This window comes from Falsiruegeria mediterranea M17, assembly GCF_900302455.1.
In the GTDB taxonomy this organism is placed as follows: domain Bacteria; phylum Pseudomonadota; class Alphaproteobacteria; order Rhodobacterales; family Rhodobacteraceae; genus Falsiruegeria; species Falsiruegeria mediterranea.
The window spans coordinates 52,348-74,409 of sequence record NZ_ONZG01000005.1 but is presented as its reverse complement, the minus strand read 5'-3'; the positions used below and the strand labels follow the sequence as shown (position 1 = coordinate 74,409).

Sequence of the window (22,062 nt, the reverse complement as noted above, 5' to 3'; positions counted from 1 at the left end):
GGGCCATGTTCATTATTCTTCTGCGACTGACCAAAGACAACGGCCATATGGCCGAGCATCATTTTCCCGCACACAAGGCTTGGTTGACCCAAGGCTTTGAAGAAGGGGTCTTTGACCTGGCCGGTCGGCTCACCGATGTGGGCGGGGCCATACTGGCTCGAAACACCACGCGTGCCGATATTGAGGCGCGCATCGCCAAAGACCCTTTTGTGGTGTATGGCGTCGCTCAGCCTGAGATTTTGGAAATGTCCCCAAGTGTTGCCAGTGATGCCATGACGCATCTGATCCCCGAGGACGCGAGATGACAAAACTGATCGCCGGTCCTGACGACCAATCCCGTTGCGCGTGGAGCGCCTCGGCGCCCGAGTTCGTGGGGTATCATGACACCGAATGGGGATACCCTGTCGGAGATGATCAGCGCCTATTCGAAAAGTTCTGTCTTGAGAGCTTTCAATCGGGCCTGAGTTGGCGAACCATTTTGGCCAAACGCGAGAACTTTCGCGCGGCTTTTGCGCAGTTCGATTTCAACAAGATGGCCAAGTTCGACGACAAGGACGTACAGCGATTGCTGCAAGACGCGGGCATCATCCGCCATCGCGGCAAGATCGAGGCCGTGATCAACAACGCCAAGCGCGCGCAAGAGCTGGTGGCTGAACGTGGTTCTCTGGCCGCTTATGTCTGGTCCTATGAACCCGATCCCGCAGACCTGCCCGAACCCCAGACCGCCAGCATCATCCCGGCTTCAACCGCGATGTCCAAGGATCTGAAAAAGCGCGGGTGGAAGTTTGTCGGCCCCACCACCGTCTTTGCATTCATGCAAGCCATGGGGCTGGTCAATGACCACGCCATCGGCTGCGTCATGCGCGACAAAGCAACAGAGTTGCGAAAAAGCTTTGTGAAACCCGTTTGAACGCGGTCAGCTGTCGCTCATGTCGTTTCGATCGCGCTTAGCAAGCTCTGCAAACGGCTGCTGGACATATCCCGTGCAATGATCACGATCTTTGAGCGCCGGTCGCCCCCATACCAGGTTTTCAACTGCACGGGGGGCTCGATGGTGTGCTGCACACAGTGAAACACTGTCGGGGTGTCTTCGCCTTTGAAAAAGAGAATCCCTTTGACCCGCAAGATGTTCTCGCCCTGCCCCATGATCAGATCGCTGAGCCATATTCCAAGCCGTTGACGATCCAGGGGTTTGTCCACGACCAATGAGGCGGACTCGATACGCCCCTCATGCACCGACAGAACTGCAACGTTGGCAGGTGCGCTTGGGGCAAATCCTGACAGGTTTGCAAAGGGATCGCCCTTGGCCGTGTCCGGCTTTGGGGTCAACCAGGTCAGGACATCCGCCTGCGGTGCATCTTGTTTGATGGCCGAACAAGCCCAGAGAAGCGCAGGTTGGGCAACCGCTTCGTCCACTTCAATGATCCGCGCCGCATTCAGTCGCTCCAGCCTCGCACGCAAGTGTTGGATCTGCGCGGTCTCAGCGATATCCGTTTTGGTCAACACAATCAGATCTGCCATCGTCGCCTGCGAAACCGCCTCGAAATGCGCGTCCAGGGTTTTCGCCCCGTTGACCGCGTCCACCAAGGTCACGATACCGTCGAGCTTGATCAGCTTGGCCAGGGACGGTTCCATGATCAGCGTACGTTGGATCGGGCTGGGATCGGCAAGCCCGGTCGTCTCGATCACGATCCGATCGAATTCCAATTCACCGCGTTCCCGACGTGTCAGCAGATTGGGAATTGCCTCGACAAGGTCACCGCGCAGCGAACAACAGATGCAACCCGAGGATAACAAGGTGATATCTTCGGGGGTAACCTCGATGATCTCATGATCCAACCCGGCATCGCCAAACTCATTCACGACCACCGCCACGCGCCCTGTATCAGGATGCGTCAGCACATTATTGAGGAGGGTTGTCTTCCCCACCCCCAAAAACCCGGTGAGCAAGGTGACAGGGACGCGAGGTTCGGACATGTAAACGCCGTGAGGAAGGGGACAAAGTCCCCGTAGTTTCAATTAGCAGATCGACATCGTCAAAGAAAAAGACCCGCCAATCACTTGGCAGGTCAATCTCATACATTTCGTCAGCCACGGGTGGCTGTCTCTTTCATCAGCACTCAGATCGACGCGCGGTAGATCTTGTCGATGTTGCTGCCAAGCGCAGCGTTGAATTCATCATCCGACTGCTGCTTGGACAGGCCTTCGGTCAGCGCACGCGAGAATGATGCGATCATCTTGCCGTTCTGGCTCAGCAGATCACAGGCTTGCTCGGTCGAATAGCCACCTGACAGGGCCACCACGCGTACAACGCGGGCATGATCGGCCAGTGCGTCATAAAGGTTCGCCTCGGACGGGATGGTCAGCTTGAGCATCACGTCCTGACCATCTTCCAGAGTGTCCAGGTTTTTCAGGATTTCCGCTTTCAGGATCGCCTCAGCCTCGGCCTTGGTTTCCGAATGGATGTTCACCTCGGGCTCGACGATCGGAACCATGCCTGCTGCGATGACTTCGCGGGCCACGTCGAACTGCTGCGCCACGACGGCAGCGATGCCTGTCGCGTTGGCCTCATGGATGACCGAGCGTTCCTTGGTACCGAACACACCCGTCGCCTTGGCCAGAGTGTCCGCCAGGCCCGGGATCGGCTTCATCATCTGAACGCCGTTGGCCTCATCTTCCAAGCCCTTGTCGATCTTCAGGAACGGCACAACGCCTTTTTCCGACCAGATGTAATCGGCCACGGATTTGCCGTTGATCTGCTCGCCCAAGGTGCGTTCAAAAAGGATCGCGCCGATCACCTTGTTCTTGTCAAAGTCGTCCGACAGGATGATGCGGGCACGCATGTTCTGGATCTCGGCGAACATTTCTTCTTCGGATCCGTACTGCGCTGCATCAACGCCATAAAGCGCCAGCGCCTTGGGGGTCGAGCCGCCGCTCTGGTCGAGGGCCGCGATGAAACCCGCGCCGTTGGCCATCTGTTCGCGCTGTTCTGCCTTGGACATATCACTTTCCCGTAAATTGATTCCTCGTCGCGCTCGGCATACCCCAAGAAATCGCGGGATGATAGCGTGTTAGCGCCGGACAAGCCGCAGCCAGATACCATCCTTGGACCTCACCGTCAGATGCGCCACCGGGACCGGATCGCGCCCCTCGATCCGTTCCACACGATAGGTCCGCAGGATCATTGACAGGATCAATGGCCCCTCGACCATGGCAAAACCTGCCCCGGTGCAGACACGCGCGCCCGCTGAAAACGGCATATATGCTTCTCGCTGGCATTTCTTGCCGTTTTCCGTGGCCCACCGGGTCGGATCAAAGCCATCTGGGTTATCCCAAAGCCGTTCATGCCGGTGTAGGTGCCAGGGGCTCAGCACGATCTGCGAGCCCTCGGGGACCTCGCGGTCCCGGAACCGTTCGGGGCATGTGGCCTGTCGAACCATCATCGGTACCGGCGGGTACAGGCGCAGCGCCTCGCGGAATACATCGCGGGACAGGCGGAGTTTCGACATCACCGAGAACTCAGGCGCGCCCAACACCTGCGCCTCGGCCGCCAGTTTCTCCTGCCACTCGGGGTAGAGCGCCAACAGGTACAGCGTCCACGCAAGCGCCGACGCGCTGGTTTCATGCCCCGCCAGGAAAAAGATCGCGACCTGATCAACCATCTCCTGCGTGCTGAACCGTTCCCCCGTCTTAGGGTCCGCCGTTGTCATGATCTTGGTGGCCAGATCATCTGGGGCTGTCCCCGCTTCGATCTGCGCCATCTTTTCGGTGGTCAGTTGCGTGATCAACGCCCGGATTTCCTTGGCCGTGGCCTTGGTCTTGCGCGAATGAAACCGGGGCATCCATCGCGGCAATGGCACGAAGGCGGCAATGTTCAGGATCGGCTGTTCCCGCTGATAGGCGCGAAACTGGTGAAAGACCTGGGACGCCACCTCATGTTCGATCGGCAGAGAAAACAACGTGCGAAAGATCACATCTGCGGCGGCGTGGCTGGTGATCTCTTCAACCTCCACCTCCTGCCCGGCCTGACCCTGCATCCGTGCCACGCATGCCTCGGCAGCTTGCCACATGGCAGGAAAGGTGTCGCGCAGCCTGCCACCTTCGAACGCCGGGTCGATGATCCGGCGTTGGCGTTTCCAAGTCTCTCCATTCGTCAGAAAGACCGAGTCCCCCAGCAGCGGGCGCAAACCCTCGCTGATGCGGCTGGACTTGGGGAAATCATCGGGGCGCTGTTTCAGCACCTCATCCACCAGCTCTGGCTGGTTCATCAGGAACGAGCGAAAGAACGGCGTCTTGAACTCGGCCATCCACGCCCGATAGAGGCGCGCGGGTTGCGCCGACAGGATGTCCTGTCGGAACAGGCGCATGTAGCGGCCGAGCGAGACCTTGTCGGGCCGTGCGGGCGGTTTTGGCGGGATCATGCAGCAGCCACCGACGTGTATTTCGACACAGCCACATCAATACGTGATTTAGACGGTGCACGATCACGATACCGCTCAGCCAGGGTCATCGGCCCCGCCGTGATGCGGAAATAATCATAGTCCCCCGGGCGATCAAAGGCGCAGAGGTATTGAAAATGCAGGCGGAAAAACCGCCAGCGAAGTTCCGACCATCGTTCAGGCGACAGGGTCTGCGTGAAGGCGGCAGAAAAAACCAGCGGCCAGCGCTTGTCCTCGGGGGCTACGCCGCTGACGGTCACCGGATCGCAAAGCGCAAAGGCGCAGCCGTCCCCGGGTGCAGACACGTCGACCCAAGCCAGCTCTTCACGGGTCGAGAGGTATTGCAAGTCGGCGCGCAGACGGGTGGCATCGGGCAGGAACGACACCATCGGCACCACCTGCCCCAGCGAAAGAAATCCAAGGGCAGGCCCTTCAGCGGGCACCCGTTCTTGTCGGATCAGATCGGCAAGAACCGACACGCCGACGTGCGCGCCCGACGAATGACCCACCACCAGCACCTCATCGGCATCGCTTTGCAGCGCGTCGGCCACCAGCTCGGTGAATGCAGCAATCCGCGCGTCCAGCTCTGGCGGGTTGGCACCACGGGACTGCGCCGAATAGGCATAATCATGCATCAGGTAGTAGGCAAAGAACTTGCCGTCCCGCGCCCGGAACCACCGAAGCACAGCAATACCAGCGCCCAGCCCCAGGACAAGTCCCACAAGCTGCAGCGCAAGCGACGGCAGATAGGCATCCAAGAGCATGACCGCGCGTGTCACGCCCCAGCAAAGCAGCACGGCCAGCAGCAGCTGCAACAGCAGCATCCCAACCGGATAGAGCGCGGCGATCACCGGGCCCTTGCGCAGCTTCATCAACCGCCACAACGCACCCGACATGATGTAGGTCCAGGCCGTGCGCGCCAGTTGCAGATAGGTCGCAGGAATGGTCGATGACATGCTGTCGCGCACGATATCTGACCACACCAAGACCTCGACATCTGCCGCCACCGCGACCCCGTCTTGGGTTGAGGCCACGTGCCAGCCATAGGGCCCCTTGGTCGTTTTGGGCTTCAGGCCAACCTCATACCCCGAAATCCCCGCCTGCGCTGCGCTTTCCTTGCGATAAAGCTCGCGGTAGCGGCGCGGGTGAATCGGGTCGTAGCCGGGGATGTAAAACACCCGGCGACGGCGGACGGTGGTTGCGGGTTCTGAACTGCTCATGCTCTGGCCTCTTGGCCCGACCATACCCCATCAATGCGGCAAGACTACAGCAATTTGCAGGCTTTGACCGGCCCCGAGTGCCAACCGCCGAGCGAAGCGAGGCCCAGCCCAACGGGAGAAGGTTTTTCTGCAAAGAAAAATTGACGACGGGCGGGAGTGCTTCCCTCGATGGACCTACCAGTTACCCCAGCAGAGCCAACCCGGGGAAGGTTTCCAACAGCCACCAGCTGAACTGGGTGAACGCGCCGGTGACCAGCATCACACCAACCAGCAACAACAAGCCACCCATCACCTTTTCGATGGTGCCCATATGCGGCTTGATCTTGTTCATCACCCGCATCGAGCGGTTCAGGAACATCGCTGCCAGCAGGAACGGAATGCCAAGACCTGCTGCATAGACACCCAGCAGCAGCGTACCGCGCGCCACCGAGGCCTCGGATGCGGCCAAAGACAGGATCGCGCCTAACTGCGGCCCGATGCAGGGCGTCCAGCCAAAGGCAAAGGCCAGGCCCAGAACATAGGCACCGAAACTGGACCCGCCCGCATCACCCGTTTCCATCCGCGCCTCGCGGTCCAGGATCGAAATGCGGAAAATCCCAAGGAAATGCAGACCAAACAGGATCACCACACCGCCAGAGATCTTGGCGAAAAGCTCCTGATTCTGCAGCACAAATGCGCCAAAGGCCGACGCCGTGAACCCCAGCAGCAAAAAGACCGTCGACAGACCCAGCACAAAGAACAGCGCCGCAATGGTCGCCTTGCGCCGCGCGCGGGCTTCGTCCTGCATCTCGTTGATCGTCACGCCGCTCATGTAGGCCAGATAAGGCGGCACGATGGGCAGCACGCAGGGCGACAGAAAGCTGATGACGCCACCAAGCAGCGCCACCATCATGGCGGGAATCAGGCCCGCGTCTATGATCTCAATTCCGAACATGCATCAGCACTTAAGCCATCGAAGGGCCGTCGTCACGAGGCCATCCGGTCACATCCTCGTGGTGAAGATGTGGACAGCCGTGATCAAGCGGAATATCTCAAAGGCATGACTGATGAACCCGATACGCTGGATGCCCTGGGGCTGTTGTGCCCCCTGCCCGTCCTAAAGGCCCGCAAACGGCTCAAATCCATGGCTCCCGGCGCGCAATTGCGCCTGTTGGCTGACGACCCCGCGGCGGTGATCGACGTGCCGCATTTCTGCAATGAAAGCGGTCACCGGTTGGTGTCACAATCCGAGACGGACAACCATCAGATTTATGTGATCGAACGACGATAAGTACAAACTGCTTGGCCTTTAGCTTGCTTTGATTTGGACAAGGCTGGAAGAGACGCAAGCGAGATGAACCACTGCTGAGGCGAATATCCGTTTGGAGCCCAAACCAGCCGCGTCGCAATGAGTCCATTTAGCACTTGCAGCACGATCTGGAATTTTCACGACCGGCCCTGACATTCCCGTCAGTTGAATAAAGCATTTTGCTGTATTGTTTCTCATTGCGGACATTCATTGGTCGCGCAGTGTTTTTGGCAGTCAAGCGTTAGCCCAAGTGTCTGGAACCGCCTGTAACAAGTTGCCGCCGACAGACGGATCAGCCGTAATTCGGTCTGATTGAAGCGTAAAGTAAAGGCATGACACACCCCAAAAAGCGGTTAATGTCAGGTTTGGAGGGGTGTCGGTAGTTGATATCGGTACCTGTGGGAGATCAAGTTGCAGGATATTCAAAGCTGGCTCGCTAAACTCGGTTTGGAAAAATATGGACCAGCTTTTGCCGAGGCTGAGATTCAGTTCTCGGATCTGGTTGACCTGACCGAAGAAGACTTGAAGGAAGTCGGCTTGCCAGTGGGCCCGCGACGCAGGGCAAGCAGTGCAATAAGGGCGATGGCTGAAAACGATATGCCAGCGGCTATTGGCATTGCAAATGATCCAACCAAAGAACCCCAACATCAGGAACAGCTAGACACTTCTTCCGACGCCGAACGCCGCCACCTGACGGTTATGTTCGTCGATCTTGTCGGTTCCACCGAGATGGCGACGCGGCTGGATGCTGAAGACATGCGTACTGTCATCACCGGGTATCAGAACACAGTTGCTGGTGTTGTGAGCCGGTACGAAGGTTTCGTCGCCAAGTTCATGGGCGATGGCGTGATGTGTTACTTTGGCTGGCCCCGTGCCGGTGAAGACGATGCGGAGCGCGCTGTGCGCGCAGGGCTGGCGATCATCGACAGCGTCAGGTCAACAAAGGCTCCCGATGGTACAGCTCTTGCAACGCGGATCGGGGTCGCCACCGGTGTTGTGATCGTTGGCGACCTGATAGGCAGCGGTGCAACACAGGAAGCGGCCGTTGTCGGCGAGACGCCCAATCTGGCTGCTCGGCTGCAAGGCGTTGCAGGGCCGAACCAGCTTGTTCTGCCCAGCGAAACCCGGCGTCTGCTGGGCAGCACGTACAAGCTGACGTCAATTGGCACACAAGAGTTAAAGGGCGTGGGAACGCCGGTTGAAGCGTTCGTCGTCGAGGGCGAGGCAGCGCAGGAAAGCCGCTTTGCGGCGCGCCAGTCCGGCACCCTTACCCCCATCGTTGGGCGCGACCGTGAGATCGACCTAATGCTGGAGCGTTGGGCTTTGGCCCGCTCGGAACAGGGCCAGATGGTCATCGTCAGCGGCGAGGCCGGTATCGGAAAATCTCGTATCACCAGAGCGGTCATCGACGAAGTTGCGAAAGATGATCACACCCGCATCACCTATCAATGCTCGCCCTATCACGCAGATTCCGCGTTCTATCCGGTCATTCAACAATTGTCGTTTGCCGCCGGGTTCGCTCCATCAGACGGGCCGGATGTCCGGCTGGACAAGCTTGAGGCATTACTTGGCCAGGACCCCGAAACGCTGAAGCTGATCACGCCGATGATGGGTCTGGATGGAACCGCGCGATACGGTGCGCTTAATCTGACACCAGCCCAGCAACGGGCACATACCATGAAGACACTGGCCAAGCTGCTGGTTCAGCAAAGCCAGGACAGGCCGGTGCTCTTGGTCTACGAAGACCTGCACTGGATTGACCCAACTTCGCTGGAGTTGCTGGACCTGCTTTTGGATACTATTGCGGATCAAAAGATCATGATCCTCGCCACGGCGCGTCCCAGCTTTGAGTATGGCTTTGGGGGGCATCCCATCGTGACGCGGTTCGCGCTGAACCGGCTAGGAAAGGATCAGATCGGAGACATCGTCGCCAAGTTGACTGGCGGCAAGGCACTTCCAGACGAGATCATGGCAATTGTCGCTGCGCGCACCGATGGCGTGCCGCTCTTTGTTGAGGAACTGACCAAGACAATTCTGGAGTCCGGTTCGCTGAAAGAAGATGGAGACCGTCTCATTCTCGACGGACCGCTGAGCACCATCGCCATTCCGACCACGCTGCATGACAGCCTGATGGCGCGTCTGGACCGGTTGCAACCCATCAAGGAGGTAGCGCAGACCGCTGCCTGTATCGGGCGAGAGTTCAGTCACGGCCTCTTGGCGCAGATCTCTCTTTTGCCCGACGCTGAACTGACCGCCGCGCTGGACGGTTTGATCGCAGCCGAGCTGATCTATCGCCGTGGCCTGCCGCCAGAGGCGACCTATCTCTTCAAGCACGCGCTGGTCCGCGACGCCGCCTATGAAAGCCAGCTGAAGGAGAAGCGCCGCGCCATCCACGCGCGTATCCTGACAGAACTGGAGGCGGACACTGACATCGCCCCGGAAGTTCTCGCCGTACACGCCGAGGCTGCTGGTCTGACCGAACGAGCCATCGACCTATGGGAAGCAGCCAGCAAAACCGCCATCGCGCGACCGGCGTTCGACGAAGCGATCTCACATCTTGGTCGGGCAATTGAATTGATCACCCCTCAACTGGAAAACAGCGACGCCCCGCCGTTTGAACGCGCGCTTGGCTTGCAAGTGCCTCTCAGCATGACCCTTCTCGCCCGCAAGGGGTTCACGGCCGACGAAACACTGGACTCGTTTGAAAAGGCGTTGGTTCTTGCGGACAAGGTCGGTGAGACCCCAATGCGGTATTCAATTCTGTACGGTTTGTGGATTGGCAAGGGAGCCAGGGGGCAGCACAGAGAGGCTTTGCGAAGCGCGGAAGCGCTTGTCGAGGAGACGGCCAATGCGCCGAACACTCCCCCAATGGTGGTCGCCAATAGGGTTGCAGGCGCTTCGCACTTTTTGATGGGTAACTTTGCAGAAGCACAACGGTATCTGGATGTTGCCCTGGCTAACTATGACTCCATCGCACATGCGGGCCTCGCGAACCAGTTCGGGCAGGATATTGGTGTCACAATCCACATTTTCCAGGCAATGAACTCGTTGATGCTGGGTCAGACAGAGCGAGCCACGACTCACCTGAACGAGGCTGAGAGCGTTGCCAAGTCGACCGATCATATCCAGACAATCTGCTATCTGCTGAATATGCGTTTTATATATGGCTTGGCGTCCGGTGACCGACCTGACGTTGAGCGATGTCTTAACGAAGTATCGCCTATTGCTCAGGAACATAATCTGGCGCTCTGGTCGGCTATGATACCGATGTGTATCGAAAATTTGGCGGCATATAACGGCGACAAAACCAGTATGGAAAGATGGCAAAAGGCCGGAGCAGCGATTGACGCTATAAAGTTCAAATTGTTTATCGTGAGCTTTCACGTTGACCTTGCCCGATCAGCACTGGCGATGGGCTTTCACGACGATGCAGCCGAACTGGCCATGAAGGCGCAAGAGTTGATCGACGAAACAGGCGAGACTTACACCCTGTCCGACCTCCACCGGGTGCAAGCTGAGATCGCCATGGCGGATGACGACGCCGAGACCGCAGAAAACTACCTCGTTACGGCCCTGGACGTCGCCCGGCAGCAGGGAGCCAAACTGTGGGAACTGCGCGCGGCCATCGATCTGGCGAGCCTATTGCATGAACAAGGCCGGATAGATGAGGCCATTACCCTTCTAACCCCCATCCATAACAGCATCGCCGAAGGAGATTGCCCTGAAGATCAGGCGACGGTCCGCAAATTACTCGCTGAGTTGGCGGCGTAATTCTGCTGCCCACGGATTACAGTCGCGCCTCGTTTCGGCTGTGGTGTCAGCCAATGACCTCTTCGAACGGCCGCTTTATCGATTTTAAGTTTTTCATTTCCCGTTTCAACAGAGGCCCGGTTCACGCCCTCGCCAGCACAAGTCCCGATTTCAAAAGCCGAGGAGATGCAAGTGCAGCGAAAGGTAAGAAAGTCCGCAAAGATGCCTTTGTCTAAAGAAATAGAAAAAGCTCCCGAAGTCATCTTCGGGAGCTTTTTCTTGGGCTTTAATGTTGCTGCAGTGGATCCAGCGAACTCTCTCGCCTGTTAGCTTCCCAGCGACCACCAACCGCGTTTCTTAGGCTTGGGCGGCTCAGTGGCTTCTGGCGCTGGCGCGGATTCCTCTGCCACGGTTTCCAGAACCGGTTCAGGCTGCGGCTCTTCTGCCGGAGCTTCGGGCGCCACTTCCTCCGCAGCAGGCTCTTCGACCTGAGCTTCGGGTTCTGGTGTCACCTCTGCCACGGCCGGTTCTTCGACCGGCGGCGTTTCGACCGGTTGTTCTTCAGCGGCCGCTTCCGCGGGTGCCTCGTCGGTCGCATCGGTCACAAGCGTGTCAGTCACCTCTTCAGCAACCTCAACGGGGGTTTCGGATTCTTCACTGACGGCGACAGGCTCCTCGGCTGCAACCGCAGGTGCCTCATCGGTCGGAGTTTCTGCCGCAGGCTCTGTGGCGACAACCTCGGGCTCGGCTTTCTTGCGCGTGCGGCGACGTTTGGGCTTGGCCTCTTTATTGGGCTCTTCCTCGCCCTCTGCAGTGGCCTCACCTTCGGTCGGCGCGGCGCCTCCCTCTTCAGCAGCCTTTACCTCGTCCGCGGTTTCGTCGGCTTTCTTGCGCGTCCGACGGCGGCGTTTTGGCTTCGGGGCTTCCTCAGCTGCTTCGGGTTCTGCTGCGGTCTCGTCGGCCGCTTGCTCGCCCTCAGACGCAGTTTCAGCTTCCTCCGACGCGTCACCTTCCGGTTTGGCCGCACCCTCTTCGATGTCGTCACCATCAAATTGCTGCTGCGCCTGATCCCCGCCGTTTCCACCACGCCGACGACGCCGACGACGACGCTTGCGCTTTGGCTTGTTGTCATCATCCACTTCCGCGGTTTCCGCAGTGTCGACCTCAGCTTCGGCCTCGTCCGCCTCGTCCGCGTCGATCTGGTCCATCAACGAGGTGTCGACAGAGACCACCGGCGCGGTGGCTTCGGGCACAACACGGGTTGCGGTCTTGAACTTTTCGATCGAGAAATCCGGGCTCACCAGATGCACGTCCCCTTCGATGCGCACGGACAGTCCATAGCGCGCTTCGATCTGGGCGATATGCTCGCGTTTCTGGTTCATCAGGAAGTTCGCGATGCCAACCGGGCAACGCACCAGAACCTCGCGTGAGCGACGGCGCGTACCCTCTTCTTCGATCTGGCGCAGGATCGACAACGCCATGTTGTCGTCCGAGCGGATCAGGCCGGTGCCGTGGCAATGCGGGCAAGGCTGTGTCGTGGCCTCGATCATGCCGGGGCGCAGACGCTGACGGCTCATCTCCATCAGGCCAAAGCCCGAGATGCGGCCCACTTGAATGCGCGCGCGGTCGGTCTTGAGCTTGTCCTTCATCCGCTTTTCGACGGCGGCGTTGTTCTTGCGCTCGTCCATGTCGATGAAGTCGATGACGATCAGTCCGGCCAAGTCGCGCAGACGCAGTTGGCGCGCCACTTCTTCGGCGGCTTCAAGGTTGGTCTTGAGCGCGGTCTCCTCGATCGAGCCTTCCTTGGTGGCCCGGCCAGAGTTCACGTCGATGGCGACCAAGGCTTCGGTCACGCCGATGACGATGTAGCCACCGGATTTCAGCTGCACGGTCGGGTTGAACATCCCCGCCAGGTAGCTTTCCACCTGATAGCGGGCTAACAGTGGCAGCGCGTCCTCGTACCGTTTCACGTTTTTGGCGTGCGACGGCATGATCATCTTCATGAAGTCCTTGGCGATGCGGTAGCCGCGCTCGCCCTCGACAAAGACCTCGTCAATCTCGCGGTTATACAAGTCGCGGATCGAGCGTTTGATCAGGTCGCCTTCTTCATAGATCTTGGCAGGCGCGATCGACTTGAGCGTCAGTTCGCGGATCTGCTCCCACAGGCGTTGCAGGTATTCATAGTCGCGCTTGATCTCGGCCTTGGTACGTTTGGCACCGGCGGTGCGCACGATCAGGCCCGCGCCGGTGGGCACGTCGATTTCAGCAGCGATTTCCTTCAGTTTCTTGCGGTCGGCTGCGTTGGTGATCTTGCGGCTGATACCGCCGCCACGGGCGGTGTTGGGCATCAGGACGCAATAGCGACCGGCCAGCGAAAGGTAAGTGGTCAGCGCCGCGCCTTTGTTGCCACGCTCTTCCTTGACAACCTGTACCAGCAGGACCTGACGGACCTTGATGACTTCCTGGATCTTGTAACGGCGCGGACGTGGCTTACGACGGGGACGGATGTCTTCGCTGTCGTCTTCGTCAGCCACAGATTCAATGGTGTCATCCTTTGAGGTCGCATCCGCCTTGCGGGCGGTTTCTTCCTCGCCGTCGTCGTCCTGTGTGTCGTCTTCCGCGTCTGTCTGGGCCTCTTCAGCCTTGTCGTCACCGGCGTCAGCAGTTGCGGCCTCTTCAGGTTGCGCGTCGGCAGCTTCGGCTTGGGTATCCTCAGCGTTTGCGGCCTCGACCTCCTCGGCCGGTGCTTCCACAGCCTCAGCCGGGGTTTCGTTGGTCTCTACGACTTCTGCATCCTCAGCGGGCGCGGCTTCGGGAGCAGGATCTGCTTCTGCGGATACTTCTACGCCGTCTTCGGCTTCGACTGCGGCCGCAGTGGCCTCCTCCGCTTCGGGTGTTTCGGGTTCTTCAACGGGGGTTTCCGCCACCCGCTCCATTGGCGAACTGCCCTCAAGCGCGTCGATCACGTCAACTTCATCCGACTCATCGGTCAGATCGATGGTTTCCATGCCGCTGATTTCGGTCTCGACCTCTTTGGTCTCGACTGCATCCTCGGTTGTGACCTTGGCCGCCTTGGATTTGGATCGCGAGCGGGGCTTGCGTTTGGGCTTGGTCTCTTCTTCCTCATCCCGCGCCTTCATTGCCTCGGCATACGCGCGTTCTTCTTCCATCAGGGCTTCGCGGTCAGCGACCGGGATCTGATAGTAGTCAGGGTGGATTTCAGAAAAGGCCAAGAAACCATGGCGGTTGCCGCCATAGTCCACAAAGGCCGCCTGCAACGACGGCTCGACCCGGGTTACCTTTGCGAGGTAGATGTTGCCAGCAAGCTGGCGTTTGTTTTCGGATTCAAAATCGAACTCCTCGACCTTGTTTCCATCGACCACCACAACGCGAGTTTCCTCTGCGTGGGTGGCATCGATAAGCATCTTCTTTGCCATGTTACCTTGGTGCACCGCCGCAATCGCCCGCACCTGACCTGTCCTGGCGGTCCGGTGAGATTGGGGAGGTGTCTTGTAGGGGCGATAGAGAACGGCGCGCGGCAGGGTCTGGTCAATTGACCCCCTGCCCGAACTCTCGAAACTTGCGCGCGCGTCATCGCGGTTCTTCTCCGACAGGCGGGGTCTGTCCCAGTCGCCTGCCCATTTATTCCTTTCGCCCGTTTTGGGGCGAAGGCACTACAGCGCCCCTTTCGGGGCTCAATCGGTCTGTTGGATCCTTCGGCCTTGTGCCGCAGCAGATCAAACAGCGAATCTCAGGTCTGGGTCTTACGGCGCAAGATGCGCGCAGCCCGTCCAGACAACATAAGGGCAGACCTGTAGAAAAGACAATAGGTCAATGTATCTTCACCAACGCCTGCCCATGGTTTGGAGCAGCTCAATCTTCTTCTTGTAGGAAATGCGACGAGATGAATGTCACCGCAGGCAGCAGAGGGGGCTGCCCCCTCTGCCGATAATTCACAGGTAATCCGACCGTTGCAGACCGTATTTGGCCATCTTTTCGTTCAATGTCCGGCGCGGCAGACAGAGTTCTTCCATCACCGAGGCGATAGAGCCCTTGTGGCGCCGCATCGTGTTGTCGATCAGCATGCGCTCGAACGCCTCGACATACTCCTTGAGCGGCTTGCCTTCGGTGGTCATTACCGGCTGCATCTCTTCGTGATCGGACATCAGCAGCGACGCAATCGTCCCCGATCCACGCCGCGCCTGCAGCACGGCGCGTTCGGCGATGTTGATCAGCTGACGCACATTGCCGGGCCAAGGCGCCTGCAGCAGCTGTGCAGCTTCTTGTGCGGACACCTGTGGTGCCTCACAGCCGTATTCATCGGCAAACTGTTCACTGAGACGAGTGAAGAGCGACAGGATGTCCTCGCCCCGCTGGCGCAGCGGGGGCATTGTGATCCGCAGGGCGGCCAGTCGGTAGAAGAGATCGGGGCGCAGGGCATCTTCGCAAGTGCGGCCTGCCTCTTGCAGGTTTGAGATGGCGATGATGCGCGTCTCGGCTGGGGTGCCCTGCTCGTTGATTACATTGAGTAGCCGCGCCTGCAATGTGTCGCTGAGCGCTTCGATATCTTCCAACACCAGGGTTCCGCCCCGGGCCTCTTCGATGGCGGGCAGTTGGGTGTCTTCGGGCAACATCGGACCAAAGAGCCGCTTGGCCAGGGCCTCTTCTTCCAGAGCACCGCAGGACACCAGCACAAATTTCTTGCCCGCCCGGCTGCCAACCGCATGCAATGCATGCGCCACCAAAGTTTTGCCGGTTCCGGTTTCGCCGTCGATCAGCACGTGACCGTCCGCCTGCCCCAGATCCAGAATATCCTCTTTCAACCGCTCCATCACCGGGCTGGCACCGATCAGCTTGTTCATCAACTGGGTGCCGTCGCTCAGCTCACGGCGCAGTGCCCGGTTGTCGAGGGTGAGCCGCCGCGCGTTGGTCGCGCGTTTGGCAAGCTCGGACATCCGGTCCGGGTTAAAGGGCTTTTCCAGAAAGTCGAACGCGCCAACGCGCATCGCCTCAACCGCCATCGGCACATCGCCATGACCGGTGATCATGATCACCGGTAGGGTGCTGTCCGAACCCATCAGTTTTTTCAGGAACTGCATCCCGTCGATGCCCGGCATCTTGATGTCGGAAATCACGATGCCGGGATACTCTGGCCCCAGCACCTTGAGCGCCTCTTCGGCACTGCTGAAGGTTTCGGTGTCATAGCCCGACAGGGCCAGCCACTGGCTGATGGACTGGCGCATATCCTGTTCGTCGTCGACAATCGCGATTTTCATGGCCTGTGCCATACTGGTACCTCGTCATTCCGCGGCTTCAAGGCCGCTCTCTAGAATCGGCAGCTGCATTTCAAAGACCGCGCCGCCGTTTTGCCCGTTGCGCGCCGTCAGGCGCCCCCCAAGGTCGTTCACGATCCCAGAGGAGATGGCAAGCCCCAGCCCCACACCATCACCCGGTTGCTTGGTGGTGTAGAACGGCTCGAACAGGGCATCGAAATCTTCGATCCCCTGGCCATTGTCGCGCACGGTCAGCGTCGCGGTTTCCCCTGCGGCCAGAATGATTTCCACCTCGGGGTCTCGTACTGATTTGGTGGCGTCGAGCGCGTTGCGCAAGAGGTTCACCATAACCTGTTCAATGCGCAGGCGGTCCCCCATGACCTGCACCTGTTCATCGGGCAGGATCTGGGTGATCTGCACCTGCCGCTGGCGCAGCTGTGGTTCCATCATCGACAGGCTCGCAGCCAGCGCATCGCCCACGTTTACAGGCGAAAGCGTCTCTCCGCCCTTGCGGGCATAAGACTTGAGCTGGCGGGTGATCGCACCCATCCGCTCGATCAGGCTGTCGATCCGACCGAAGCTGGCCAACGCCTCTTCGGGGCGATTGCGGCGCAGTAGCAGACGGGCGCCCGCCAGATAGGTTTTCATCGCCGCCAAGGGCTGGTTCAATTCGTGGCTGACAGCCGCCGACATCTCGCCAAGTGCCGCCAGTTTGGAACTTTGAGCGAGGCTCTGTTCCGCCACTTCCAACGTCTTCTGCACCCGTTCCCGTTCAGCAATTTCCCGCTGCAGGCGTGCGTTCAATGCGCGAAGCTCTGCCGACTCGCGCTGGAACAGCGCCATGCGCACGGCCGTCTTTCGGCTCAGCGCATAGAAGGCCAGTGCCAGCAGAATCGCGAATCCCATGATTTCCAGCGCCAGCACCCCGTTCACCCGCTCGCGGATCGAGGCATAGGTTGTGAACGACGTCATCTGCCAGCCGCGGAACGGAATGCGGCTTTCCATGCGCATCACTGCCTCGCCTTGCAGATAAGCGTCCGCCGGCAGCGCGGTCCAATCCGCCGTAACCCGAATTGCGCGTTGAATAGCGCCCTGTGGGGTTTGCCTTTGCAGCGCTTCGGTCTCGTTCAAGCCACGCCAGCGAGGTTCGGTCGCCAGAATGATCGCCCCGGTGCTGTCAGTCACCATCACCGCATCTGAAATCCCGGCCCAGGCCCGTTCGAATTTGGCCAGATCGACCTCGACAACGATGACACCCAAAACCTCGGCCGCATCTTCCAGCCTGCGCGCGTAAGTAAAACTGTACCCGCCGGCCTCGCGCTGCAGCACGGTGAACACGGTCGCATTGGCCCGCATGGCATCGACGAAATGCGGCTCGCCCCGATGAGGTTCACCCAATCGGTTGCGGTCTGTGGCGGCCACGGTTCGACCATCTGAATCCAGCAGCATCAGCGAGGCGGCCCCGATCTCTTCGACAAAAGAGATCAAGCGTTGGGTCGAGCGGCTGAAGTCATTGGATTGCAGCGCCGAAATCAATGTGGGGTCGCGCGCCAAAAGCTGTGGCACGATGGCGTTCCGGCGAAGCTCACTCAGCAAGTTTCCTGAATAAAGCGTCAGGCGCAGTTCAGCGCGATTGCGGGTGCTTTCGGTAAATCGGTCGGTCAGCAGACGGTTGGTGATCCAGACCGTCGCTGACGCCACCACCAGCAGGACAAGCAAAGCCAGCCGCACACGCCAGCTGATCGCTGTGGATCTGGGCCAAGCCAATGCAGGTTCCGATGTTTTCCTAGGGGTGGTGTTCATGGCCCCACGCTACGCGCCCGGGGCCATCTACTCAAGTCAGGCCGGCGTGAGCACGCCCGCCAATGCGCGGAAGAGCGCCGTTCCGTCGGTGCCACCGTGGCCTTCGTCCGCCGCCCGTTCCGGGTGCGGCATCATGCCAAGCACGCGACGGTTTTCCGACAGGATGCCAGCGATGTCGTCGCGCGAGCCGTTGGGGTTCTCGGCATAGGTGAACGCGATCCGGTCCTGGTCGCGCAGCGCCGCCAGTGTTTCGTCATCGGCAAAGTAGTTGCCATCATGGTGCGCGATCGGAATGCCGATCACATCGCCCGCGTTGTAGCCTTCGGTGAAGGCGCTGTCGCTGGTTTCCACTTTCAAGCCGACGGTCTTGCAGATGTATTTCAGACCCGCATTGCGCAGCAGCGCACCCGGCAGGATGCCGGTTTCGGTCAGAACCTGAAAGCCGTTGCAGACACCAAAGGCATATCCGCCACGCTCGGTATGTGCAGCCACGGCCTTACAGATCGGCGATTGCGCGGCAATCGCACCGCAACGCAGATAGTCGCCATAGGAAAACCCGCCCGGCACGCCAACGATGTCCACCCCTTCGGGCAGCGCGTTGTCCTTGTGCCAGACCATCGAGACATCAAACCCTGCCTGTTCAAACGCAACCGCCAGATCGCGGTCACAGTTCGAACCCGGAAAGACTACGACCGCCGCCTTCATCCCTGCATCTCGATGCTGTAGGATTCGATCACGGTGTTGGCCAGCAGCTTTTCGCACATCGCGGTCACGTCGGCCTCGGTCGCACCAGCGGCCAGATCCAGGTCGATCACCTTGCCCTGACGCACGCCTTCGACCTTGTCAAAGCCCATGGCCCCCAACGCGTGGCGCACGGCCTCGCCCTGCGGGTCCAGAACCCCGTTCTTCAGCATCACATGCACCCGTGCTTTCATGTCGCGTCGTCCTTTGGCTCAGGTTCGAAACCTCTGTCAGGCTTCATCTTGTTTTCGTGGTCTCAACCTCAACGAGGCGAGGAATTCAGTTGATCAGTGTCGGCTTGGTGATCGAGGCCGGGTTGTTCGGCATCAGGCCCAGACGGCGCGCGACCTCGGAATAGGCGTCGGTGAGGCTGCCCAGATCGCGGCGGAACACGTCCTTGTCCAGCTTCTGCTCGGTCTTGATGTCCCACAGGCGGCAGCTGTCAGGGCTGATTTCATCGGCCACAACCAAGCGCTGGAAATCGCCATCGTAAATGCGGCCGATCTCGATCTTGAAGTCGATCAGCTTGATGCCGACGCCATACATGATGCCCGACAAAAAGTCGTTGACCCGCAAGGCGAGGCTGAGGATGTCGTCCATGTCCTGCTGACTGGCCCAGCCAAAGGCAGCGATGTGCTCTTCGGTGACCAGCGGATCGCCAAGGCTGTCGTCCTTGTAGCAATACTCCACGATCGGACGCGGCAGTTGCGTACCCTCGGCAATGCCAAGACGCTTGGACATGGTGCCAGCGGCATAGTTGCGCACAATGACTTCGAGCGGGACGATCTCGCACGACCGCACCAGTTGTTCGCGCATGTTGAGGCGTTTCAGAAAGTGCGTAGGAACACCCACCTGCCCCAGGCCCACCATGAAATATTCGCTCAGCAGGTTGTTCAACACACCCTTGCCTTCGATCACGTCCTTCTTCTCGGCGTTGAAAGCGGTGGCGTCATCCTTGAAATACTGCACGATGGTACCGGGTTCGGGACCTTCATACAGGGTTTTGGCTTTGCCTTCGTAGATCTTCTTGCGACGTGCCATGGGCAACCTTTCCAGGATGTGTGGGGAAATGAGTCCCCCCGCTTTGCCGCTCTCATAGTGCAAGCGCCGCAGTGTCGCAAGTTGGGTGCGCCCTCTTGCAGATATGATTGTCCGGCGTCATATGTTGATCAACGGTTTTACGGACAAAAGGGCCTATCCAATGAGCACATTCGACGATCGCGAAAATGCGTTTGAAAACAAGTTCGCACATGACGAGGAAATGCAATTCAAAGCCGTTGCGCGCCGCAACAAGCTGGTGGGTCTATGGGCCGCAGAGCTGATGGGCAAATCCGGCGACGAAGCCGCAGAATATGCCAAGAGCGTTGTTCTGGCCGATTTCGAAGAAGCAGGCCACGAAGATGTCGTGCGCAAGGTCGAGGGTGACCTGAACGGTCTGGCCGACGCCGATGCGATCCGCGCCAAGATGGCCGAGCTGATGCCGGAAGCCAAAGAGCAGATCATGAATGAAGTCGGCTAAGGCGACTTGCTGAAAGGCTCATGATCTTCATGAGTTTTATGAATTTGATTTGACACCCCGTTCATGAGAGACGGGGTGTCTGTATTTCCGGGCCAGGATTCCGGCCCCCTTTTCTCAGGAACACGATCATGACCAATGCGTTCTCCGCCATGCTGGAAAGCCACGATGTCATCCTTGCCGATGGCGCAACCGGCACCAACCTGTTCAACATGGGCCTGCAGTCGGGCGATGCGCCCGAGTTGTGGAACGTGGACGAGCCCGCAAAGATCCGCGCGCTCTATCAGGGTTCGGTCGATGCGGGCAGCGATCTGTTTCTGACCAATACATTCGGTGGCACCGCTGCGCGCTTGAAACTGCACGACGCCCAGGACCGCGTGCGCGAACTGAACCGTGCGGGTGCCGAATTGGGCCGCGAAGTGGCCGACAAAGCGGGCCGTAAGGTCATCGTCGCAGGGTCAGTCGGCCCAACCGGTGAAATCATGGAGCCTGTCGGGTCGCTGAGCCACGCCGCTGCTGTCGAGATGTTCCACGAACAGGCCGAGGGCCTGAAAGAGGGCGGCGTTGATGTTTTGTGGCTCGAGACGATTTCGGCTCCCGAAGAATACCGCGCTGCCGCCGAAGCCTTTGCTCTGGCAGATATGCCTTGGGTCGGCACCATGAGCTTTGATACCGCTGGTCGTACGATGATGGGCGTGACATCCGCCGATATGGTGCAGCTGGTCGAAAGCCTGCCAAACGCGCCGCTGGCTTTTGGCGCCAACTGCGGCACCGGCTCATCTGACATCCTGCGCACCGTTCTGGGCTTTGCCGCCCAAGGGACCGAGCGTCCGATCATTTCCAAAGGCAACGCGGGCATCCCGAAATACGTCGACGGCCATATCCATTATGACGGCACGCCCGAATTGATGGGCGAATACGCGGTGATGGCGCGCAACTCGGGCGCCAAGATCATCGGCGGTTGCTGTGGCACCATGCCCGAACATCTGCGTTCGATGCGCGAAGCCCTGGACACCACACCGCGCGGCGAACGCCCGACGCTAGATCAGATCACTGAAAAGTTGGGGGCCTTCACATCCGCCAGCGATGGCACCGGCGACGACGCTGCCGCCGCCCCTGAGCGCCGCACCCGCCGCCGCCGTCGCGCCTGATAAAAAGGGGGAGCGCCCATGAGCGCTCCCCTTCTACTTCCACGAGACACCTCGAGGTCCGGGGCCTAGCCCCGATCCGACCTCAGCGGCCTTCGAATTCCGCAGGTCGTTTCTGCATGAATGCCACGACACCTTCTTGGAAATCGCGTGTCCGACCACATTCGCCCTGCAAATGCGCCTCGCGGTTCAACTGGTCTGGCAGGGTGTTCTCATAGGTTCCCCGGATCGCTTTCTTGATCGCGCCATAGGCCGCTGTCGGCCCCTTGGCCAGGCTCGCCGCCCGCTTGCGCCAATGGGTGTCAAAGGCATCGTCTGACACCGCTTCCCAGATCATGCCCCAATCATCGGCCTGACGGGCGCTGATCTTGTCGGCAAAGAGCGCCGCCCCCATCGCCTTGGCCATGCCCATCTGACGCGGCATAAACCAGGTGCCGCCTGCATCCGGCATCAGGCCAATGCGCGCAAAGGCCTGCAGGAAATAGGCGCTTTCGGTCGCGATAACCACGTCCGTGGCCAAGGCCAGGCTTGCACCTGCACCCGCTGCCGGGCCATTCACGGCCGCGATGGTCGGCACGGGGCAATCATAGATCGCCTCCAACATCGGCGAATATTCATCGCGCAAGGTCCGCTCCAGGTCGATCTTGCCCGAAGATCCGGCATCGCCCAGGTCCTGGCCCGTGCAGAACGCCCCGCCTGCCCCGGTCAGCACGATGGCCCGCGCGGTCTTGGCGGCTTCGCGCATGGCATAGGTGATCTCGGCCCGCATCTGCGAGGTGAGCGAGTTCATTTTGTCGGGGCGGTTGAGCGTCAGAACGGCCAGACCGTCCGTGATATCGAGCGTGATGGTTTGGTATTCCATGACAATGGCCTTCACATATGCA

18 protein-coding genes are annotated in these 22,062 nt (G+C 59.6%); 6 read left to right on the top strand and 12 right to left on the bottom strand.

The genetic code is table 11. The annotated features are described in order from the left end of the window. The first annotated feature begins 5 nt into the window (after positions 1 to 5). Together TRM7615_RS11060 and TRM7615_RS11055 are read left to right on the top strand one after the other, a co-directional pair. Entirely contained in the window at positions 6 to 305 is a 300-nt protein-coding gene (locus TRM7615_RS11060) for a YciI family protein (RefSeq protein ID WP_108787444.1), read from the top strand. Further along, entirely contained in the window at positions 302 to 910 is a 609-nt protein-coding gene (locus TRM7615_RS11055; protein ID WP_108787442.1) for a DNA-3-methyladenine glycosylase I, read from the top strand. The genes TRM7615_RS11060 and TRM7615_RS11055 overlap by 4 nt, the downstream gene beginning before the upstream one ends. A 17-nt stretch (positions 911 to 927) precedes the next feature. On the opposite strand, the gene TRM7615_RS11050 is transcribed toward TRM7615_RS11055, so the two are convergent. From TRM7615_RS11050 to TRM7615_RS11030, 5 genes are all read right to left on the bottom strand, one after another. After that, positions 928 to 1,977 carry a CobW family GTP-binding protein gene (locus tag TRM7615_RS11050; RefSeq protein WP_108787440.1) on the bottom strand — a complete coding sequence of 350 codons (1,050 nt, stop codon included), beginning with the start codon at positions 1,975 to 1,977 and terminating at the stop codon, positions 928 to 930. A gap of 143 nt (positions 1,978 to 2,120) precedes the next feature. Further along, positions 2,121 to 3,002, bottom strand: a complete 882-nt coding sequence (locus TRM7615_RS11045; RefSeq protein ID WP_108787438.1) for a fructose bisphosphate aldolase — start codon at positions 3,000 to 3,002, stop codon at positions 2,121 to 2,123. Positions 3,003 to 3,071: 69 nt separating this feature from the next. Beyond that, complete coding sequence (locus TRM7615_RS11040; RefSeq protein WP_108787436.1) at positions 3,072 to 4,421, bottom strand: cytochrome P450; 1,350 nt, start codon at positions 4,419 to 4,421, stop codon at positions 3,072 to 3,074. Further along, positions 4,418 to 5,659 (bottom strand): hypothetical protein, encoded by a 1,242-nt coding sequence (locus TRM7615_RS11035; protein WP_108787434.1) that lies wholly within the window; start codon positions 5,657 to 5,659, stop codon positions 4,418 to 4,420. Before TRM7615_RS11035 ends, TRM7615_RS11040 begins: the two co-directional genes overlap by 4 nt. A 181-nt stretch (positions 5,660 to 5,840) precedes the next feature. Then, positions 5,841 to 6,593: a cytochrome c biogenesis CcdA family protein gene (locus TRM7615_RS11030; RefSeq protein WP_108787432.1), complete on the bottom strand. Its 753-nt coding sequence runs from the start codon at positions 6,591 to 6,593 to the stop codon at positions 5,841 to 5,843. A gap of 105 nt (positions 6,594 to 6,698) precedes the next feature. On the opposite strand from TRM7615_RS11030, the gene TRM7615_RS11025 reads away from it, so the two are divergent. Both TRM7615_RS11025 and TRM7615_RS11020 read left to right on the top strand, forming a co-directional pair. Further along, complete coding sequence (locus tag TRM7615_RS11025) at positions 6,699 to 6,929, top strand: sulfurtransferase TusA family protein (protein ID WP_108787963.1); 231 nt, start codon at positions 6,699 to 6,701, stop codon at positions 6,927 to 6,929. Between the two features lie 429 nt (positions 6,930 to 7,358). After that, positions 7,359 to 10,718 (top strand): AAA family ATPase, encoded by a 3,360-nt coding sequence (locus tag TRM7615_RS11020; RefSeq protein ID WP_108787430.1) that lies wholly within the window; start codon positions 7,359 to 7,361, stop codon positions 10,716 to 10,718. Between the two features lie 305 nt (positions 10,719 to 11,023). Here the strand turns inward: TRM7615_RS11020 and TRM7615_RS11015 are convergent, their stop codons facing one another. From TRM7615_RS11015 to purC, 6 genes are all read right to left on the bottom strand, one after another. Beyond that, positions 11,024 to 14,134 (bottom strand): Rne/Rng family ribonuclease, encoded by a 3,111-nt coding sequence (locus TRM7615_RS11015; RefSeq protein ID WP_108787961.1) that lies wholly within the window; start codon positions 14,132 to 14,134, stop codon positions 11,024 to 11,026. Positions 14,135 to 14,650: 516 nt separating this feature from the next. Then, on the bottom strand, positions 14,651 to 15,985 hold the full coding sequence (locus TRM7615_RS11010; RefSeq protein ID WP_108787428.1) for a sigma-54-dependent transcriptional regulator: 1,335 nt from the start codon (positions 15,983 to 15,985) through the stop codon (positions 14,651 to 14,653). 12 nt (positions 15,986 to 15,997) lie between these two features. Beyond that, the gene (locus TRM7615_RS11005; protein ID WP_108787426.1) at positions 15,998 to 17,773 is read right to left on the bottom strand and encodes a sensor histidine kinase; all 1,776 of its coding nucleotides are present in this window, start codon (positions 17,771 to 17,773) and stop codon (positions 15,998 to 16,000) included. 36 nt (positions 17,774 to 17,809) lie between these two features. Further along, positions 17,810 to 18,478 (bottom strand): phosphoribosylformylglycinamidine synthase subunit PurQ, encoded by a 669-nt coding sequence (purQ, locus tag TRM7615_RS11000; protein WP_108787424.1) that lies wholly within the window; start codon positions 18,476 to 18,478, stop codon positions 17,810 to 17,812. Then, positions 18,475 to 18,708 (bottom strand): phosphoribosylformylglycinamidine synthase subunit PurS, encoded by a 234-nt coding sequence (gene purS / locus TRM7615_RS10995; protein ID WP_085795522.1) that lies wholly within the window; start codon positions 18,706 to 18,708, stop codon positions 18,475 to 18,477. The genes purQ and purS overlap by 4 nt, the downstream gene beginning before the upstream one ends. 85 nt (positions 18,709 to 18,793) lie before the next feature. Beyond that, on the bottom strand, positions 18,794 to 19,555 hold the full coding sequence (gene purC / locus TRM7615_RS10990; RefSeq protein ID WP_085795521.1) for a phosphoribosylaminoimidazolesuccinocarboxamide synthase: 762 nt from the start codon (positions 19,553 to 19,555) through the stop codon (positions 18,794 to 18,796). Between the two features lie 160 nt (positions 19,556 to 19,715). Here purC and TRM7615_RS10985 point away from each other — a divergent pair, with 160 nt between their 5' ends. Both TRM7615_RS10985 and bmt read left to right on the top strand, forming a co-directional pair. Continuing rightward, positions 19,716 to 20,033 (top strand): DUF1476 domain-containing protein, encoded by a 318-nt coding sequence (locus tag TRM7615_RS10985; protein WP_108787959.1) that lies wholly within the window; start codon positions 19,716 to 19,718, stop codon positions 20,031 to 20,033. Between the two features lie 128 nt (positions 20,034 to 20,161). Beyond that, complete coding sequence (bmt, locus tag TRM7615_RS10980; protein ID WP_108787422.1) at positions 20,162 to 21,181, top strand: betaine--homocysteine S-methyltransferase; 1,020 nt, start codon at positions 20,162 to 20,164, stop codon at positions 21,179 to 21,181. Positions 21,182 to 21,263: 82 nt separating this feature from the next. Here the strand turns inward: bmt and TRM7615_RS10975 are convergent, their stop codons facing one another. Further along, positions 21,264 to 22,040 carry an enoyl-CoA hydratase-related protein gene (locus tag TRM7615_RS10975; RefSeq protein WP_108787420.1) on the bottom strand — a complete coding sequence of 259 codons (777 nt, stop codon included), beginning with the start codon at positions 22,038 to 22,040 and terminating at the stop codon, positions 21,264 to 21,266. Between the last annotated feature and the right edge of the window lie 22 nt (positions 22,041 to 22,062).